This is a genomic window from Marinobacter sp. UBA2498, assembly GCF_002341575.1.
GTDB classification, from domain to species: Bacteria; Pseudomonadota; Gammaproteobacteria; order Pseudomonadales; family Oleiphilaceae; genus Marinobacter; species Marinobacter manganoxydans.
Window position 1 is genome coordinate 1 of record NZ_DDOI01000085.1, and the last position, 5,385, is coordinate 5,385.

The 5,385-nt window shown below is 54.2% G+C and carries 4 protein-coding genes; 2 read left to right on the forward strand and 2 right to left on the reverse strand.

Annotated elements, in window-relative coordinates; genetic code table 11:
* Positions 1 to 228, reverse strand: a 228-nt coding sequence (locus tag B2W52_RS11735; protein ID WP_286803192.1) for an Hpt domain-containing protein, incomplete at its 3' end; no start/stop codon positions are given.
* A gap of 161 nt (positions 229 to 389) precedes the next feature.
* On the opposite strand from B2W52_RS11735, the gene B2W52_RS11740 reads away from it, so the two are divergent.
* Entirely contained in the window at positions 390 to 2,129 is a 1,740-nt protein-coding gene (locus tag B2W52_RS11740) for an ATP-binding protein (protein WP_339624251.1), read from the forward strand.
* Positions 2,104 to 4,941, forward strand: coding sequence for a PAS domain S-box protein (locus B2W52_RS11745; protein ID WP_273073333.1), 2,838 nt, complete (start codon positions 2,104 to 2,106; stop codon positions 4,939 to 4,941). Before B2W52_RS11740 ends, B2W52_RS11745 begins: the two co-directional genes overlap by 26 nt.
* Positions 4,942 to 5,064: 123 nt before the next feature.
* Here the strand turns inward: B2W52_RS11745 and B2W52_RS11750 are convergent.
* Positions 5,065 to 5,385, reverse strand: a 321-nt coding sequence (locus B2W52_RS11750) for a ferritin-like domain-containing protein (protein WP_286803195.1), incomplete at its 5' end; no start/stop codon positions are given.

Genomic DNA, 5,385 nt, shown 5'->3' on the forward strand with positions numbered 1-5,385 from the left:
ACTATGAGAAATCCGGGCTAGCTCTGGAAGGCCGAATGTCCCCGCCGAACCGGACAACTTGTGCAGGCTTTGATAGCAAAACAACAATCCGTCGGCAGAGAACTCACCACGCCGGGTTTTCTCTGCCAATGTTCGCAATTGCTGAATATCTTCTTTGGCCCGCTCAAGAAATCTTTGCCTGAGCACTTCCAGCCGTGAAGAAATCTTGCCTGTCGACTCCAAGGCCACATCAATACTCCTGGTGGACTATTTGCCACGCCGGCAAATTCAATTACTCTCTCGGTAATGAAAACACGTTTCAACTGCTACCGCTACGACCTGAAGGGCTGAATTTGAGGAATCTTTCTATTGGCAGCCGCGTTGCCCTTATTGCTGTCTTGAGTAGCTTTTTGACTGTCGTCGTTCTTTCAGCGACAGCCTACAACGAGCTGATCCGGGATTTCGAAAACGTTCTCACCCAGCGCCAGCTTCTGGACGCCGAGTCAATCGCCAATCGAGTCGATCAGGATCTCCAGGTGCGCATACAGGCTCTGGGCGCTTTCGCCGCTACTCTGACGGATGGTAAAAACCGACTCTCAAAAGATCGCATCGAAGCTCTGCTCGGTCGGCAATCGGCTTTATCCGAGTACTTCGAGGCAGGCCTGTTGGTCTTCGACGAAGACAGCGTGGCAATCGCCGAAAACGTTTACGTACCCAATCGTATAGGCACCTCTTACGCTGACCGGCAGCACTTTCGCGAGGCCTACAAAACCCGGGAACCCGTCATCAGCCGGCCAATTATTGGCAGGACAACCGGGCTTCTGCTCCTATCTTTTCTTTACCCTATCAGTAGTGACGATGGGGATTTACTTGGTTTCGCCGGAGGAATCATCAACCTGGCCGAGGCCGGGATCATACCGAAGCAGGAAGATGCCTCTTCTGGCGCCCTGTTCAAGGTCATCGACACCGGCCATTTCATGCAGGTGGATACGCTCTCCGTCGCCAATCCGATGCCCGATCTGCCGCCACCAGGCGAGGATCTGATTATTGATGCGGCATTGTCCGGCCAGACCTCAGGCGTTGTTTCCGACCATTCTGGAAAAAAGTGGATCTACGCTACGCAACATCTTGACCGCGTGGGCTGGATGTTTCTAAGAGCAGTGCCCTACCAACAGGCAACACAACCGGCACGGGCCTCTTTCGACAAGTTCCTTGCTGCCAGTGCCGTGGCTCTTCTGGCACTGGCAGCCATAGCTTGGCTACTCGCCCGGGCAACAACGCTTCCATTGGAGAGAATGTCGCTCAGGATACGGGAAATGGCGACGGAGGGTTTTGCGGCAAACCGATTGTCTCTTAAAGGCCCGCCAGAGGTCAGAAACGTAGCCAGCGCCTTTAACAAGCTGATGAAGGAACGCGAGGCGCTGGACATCATGAAAGACGACTTTGTCTCGAACGTAAGCCATGAGCTGCGCACGCCTTTGACCTCGATAAACGGCGCACTGAAACTGCTGCGCTCAGGCGCAGCGGGGAAACTGCCAGATAAAGCTGACTCGATGGTCGACGTTGCTTTTCGGAATAGCGAACAGTTGCAACGGCTGATATCCGACCTGCTGGACTTCAACAAAGCCATGGCAGGGCAGATGCCCATCGATCTGGAGACAGTTGATCCTGCAACAGCTATAAGGGACGCCTGCGATGGCAACCGGGCCATGGCAAGCCACTACCAAATTCCACTGACACTTGGAAATTGCACAGAGAAATTCGTCACCGCTGATCCAACCAGACTTAGACAAATATTGGATAATTTCATCAGCAATGCCATCAAGTTTTCTCCCGTAGGAGGCTCTGTCAGGATCTCGTCAGAATCAACCTCATCTGGCATGGTTCGAATTACCGTATCAGATGAAGGCCCAGGCGTTCCGGAGAGCTTCCTGCCACGGCTGTTCCAGCGATTTGCCCAGGCCGACTCAGGCTCCGCCAGGGCCCAGGCAGGAACAGGGCTCGGCCTTGCGATCTGCCAGGAGCTGGCGAAACTCATGAACAGTGAAGTCGGCTATTTTTACGACAACGGAGCCAACTTCTGGGTTGAGCTACCTAATGACATAGTTAGGGGGAACAACATTAATGAAAGCGCCAGAACTTCCTCCTGAGGAGACTGAGCGCCAGGCGGCGCTTGAACGTACGGGCCTGCTCGATACGGAGCCTGAAGAGCGGTTTGATCGTTACACCCGTATGGCCCGCAAGGCATTCCGGGTTCCCATTGCGCTGGTTAGCCTGGTGGACAAAAACCGGCAATGGTTCAAGTCCTGCCAGGGGCTCGCAGCTTCGGAAACGTCCCGCGACGTATCCTTCTGCGGTCACACCATTCTTGACTCGGGCACCCTGATCATCGAAGACACCATGGAGGATCCTCGCTTCTCCGACAATCCGCTGGTTACCGAGGCCCCGAATATACGCTTCTACGCGGGCGCCCCCCTCCACAACAGCGAAGGCTTCAGATTGGGGACGCTCTGCCTGATTGACGCGACTCCGCGCTCCTTCGATAAGGAGGACCAATCCCTTCTTCGTGAAATGGCCGACTGTGTCGAGCGCGAAATCAACATGCAGGCGGCAACCGAGTTCTACCGGGAACTCAAACACAGCGAGCGAAGGTCACGGGCTATTATTGAAGGTACGAGAATTGGCACCTGGGAGTGGAACGTACAAACCGGGGAAACCGTTTTCAACGAGCGCTGGGCCAACATTTGCGGCTACACGCTTGATGAGCTGGAGCCTGTCAGTATCGAGACATGGTTAGCCTTCGCACATCCGGATGATCTGCCTGAATCAGAGCGATTGCTAAAAGCTCATTTTGCCGGTGAATTGTCCGAGTACGACTACCGGTGTCGGATGAAGCATAAGAACGGCCATTGGGTTTGGGTGCACGATCGCGGCCAGGTGTTTGAATGGACCGAGAACGATGAACCACTGATGATGTATGGCACCCACGCCGATATCACAGAGGAAATGAGCAACCTGAGCAAGATCCAGCATCAGAACGAAGCGCTGGCCATTCTCAATGATCTGGCCCTGGACACCGAAACCAATGATGACATTCGCATCGAAAAAGCCCTTCGGCTCGGGTCTGACTACCTGAAGCTGCCTCTCGGAATAGTCAGCGAGATCCATAGTAACGTTTATTCCATCCGGTGGTTCGTCGCCCCCGAGGATGCCGGACTGGAGCAGAATGCCAGCTTTCCACTGAAAGACACCTATTGTTCAATGCTCCTCGGTTCGCGGGAAAGCCTGGCCATTGCACACATGGCCAGATCGAGCTATCGCGATCACCGGTGCTACGACAAGTTCGGGCTTGAGAGCTACCTGGCTGCGCCCATTTTCATCAAAGACCGTTTGTACGGAACCCTCAACTTTTCTTCGCCAGAACCGAGGGAACAGGACTTCTCGGATACTGAAATCAAGTTCGTGACTCTCCTGGCACGCTGGGTTGGAGCCCTCATTGAGAGGCAGCTCAGTGTGCAGATGCTCACCAAACTGGTAGAACAGACGCCGGGCATGCTCTATCAGTATCAACAGTGGCCGGATGGCCGTGTTTCGTTTCCCTACACAAGTCCCGGCATCACGGACATCTACGGTGTTACAGCAGAGGAGGCACATGAAGATGCCTCGATCTGCTTCACCAAGATCCATCCCGATGATTTGCCCAAGGTAGCAGCCAGTATTGAGAGATCTGAGGAGTCCTTGACGCTCTGGCACAGTCACTACCGGGTAACAGATGGCAAATCCGGCTGGCGCTGGGTAGAGGGCAAGTCATCACCGGAACGGATGCCAGACGGCAGCACCATGTGGCAAGGTTATATTGCTGACATTGATGAGGCAAAACAAACCGAACTGGCCCTTCAGGAAAGCGAAGTTCAGCTCCGGAGACTCTACGAACTGTCGCCCATTGGCATAGCGCTGAATGACTATGTATCAGGAGCGTTTCTTGACGTGAACGAGGCTCTGCTAGGGCCTACCCGATACAGCCGTGACCAATTGATGGCAATGGACTATTTTGAGCTTCTGCCCCCGGACTTCGAAAACCATCGACAGCAAATCATCGCCGAACTTCAGAGCGAAAGACGTTTCGGGCCTTATGAAGTCGAGATCGTGCGCGCGGATGGTTCAACCTATCCTGCCATCGTCCGCGGTATGAGAATCAGCAACCCCTCTGGCCAACCGCTGATCTGGACCCTCATAGAAGATATTTCCGAGCGCAAAAAAGTCGACCGGATGAAAAGCGAGTTCATCTCAACGGTAAGCCATGAACTCCGTACGCCGCTGACCTCCATATCGGGTTCTCTTGGCCTGGTCGAAAGCGGAACTTTGGGCGCGCTTCCCTCACAGGCTGAGCGTATGGTGTCTATCGCCCATCGTAATGCCGAGCAGCTGAAACAACTGGTGGACGACCTGTTAGACATGGAAAAACTTGTTTCCGGCAAGATGACCATGAACCTGCGTATACAGGAACTTGGCCCCGTCATTGAGGAGTCGGCAGAACGTCTCAAAACCTACGCCCTGGACAGCGGCGTTTCTGTGCAGATCGAAGACAGTAGCCCCAACTGCATGGCGAAAATCGATCGATCGCGTCTGGGCCAGGCATTTACCAATTTGCTGTCTAACGCCATCAAGTTCTCGCCCCCTGAAGGTGAGGTTTTGGTATGCACCGAGGTCGAACATGATCTTGTCCGTATCCTCGTTACTGATCAGGGACCTGGCATTCCTGATAATTTCCGCGGCAGAATTTTCCAGAAATTCGCTCAGGCAGACAGTTCCGACACACGTGGCAAACGGGGAACAGGTCTCGGTCTGGCCATCACGAAAGAAATCATGACACAGATGGGAGGAGATGTCGGATTCGAGTCACGGGAAGGAAGGGGCTCAACTTTCTGGCTGGGACTGCCGTTGGAGCAAGTGAAGGCATAGATGTGGGGTTTGACTCAGAGGAAGGGCATGGCGCCTGTTTCTGGTTGAGTTTGCCAGTCGCCTAAACCGGCAATAAAAGCGCTGCCTGAAAGGCAGCACTTTTACTGTCTACGGTCAGGCGGCTTAGCTATCCAGACCTTCAAGTAAGCCCGCCATATCGTCGGCGTGCTCCTCTTCCTGAGCCAGGATTTCCTCGATAATCCGCCGTGATGTCGGGTCCTGATCTCCCAGATAACGGGCAATTTCGCGGTAGCTGTCGATGGCAATCCGCTCCGCCACCAAATCTTCCACTACCATTTCCCGCAATGTATCGCCCTCAACGAACTCGGCGTGGGACCTCGTTAAAAGACCTTCGGGCGAGAAGTTCGGTTTCCCACCCAACTGCACGATACGTTCGGCCAGCCAATCGGCGTGCTGCTGTTCCTGATCGGCATGCTCCAGGAA

Bases quoted from the DNA above. Each gene is read 5' to 3' on its own strand.
- B2W52_RS11745 (WP_273073333.1), top strand. From the start codon at position 2,104: ATGAAAGCGCCAGAACTTCCTCCTGAGGAGACTGAGCGCCAGGCGGCG.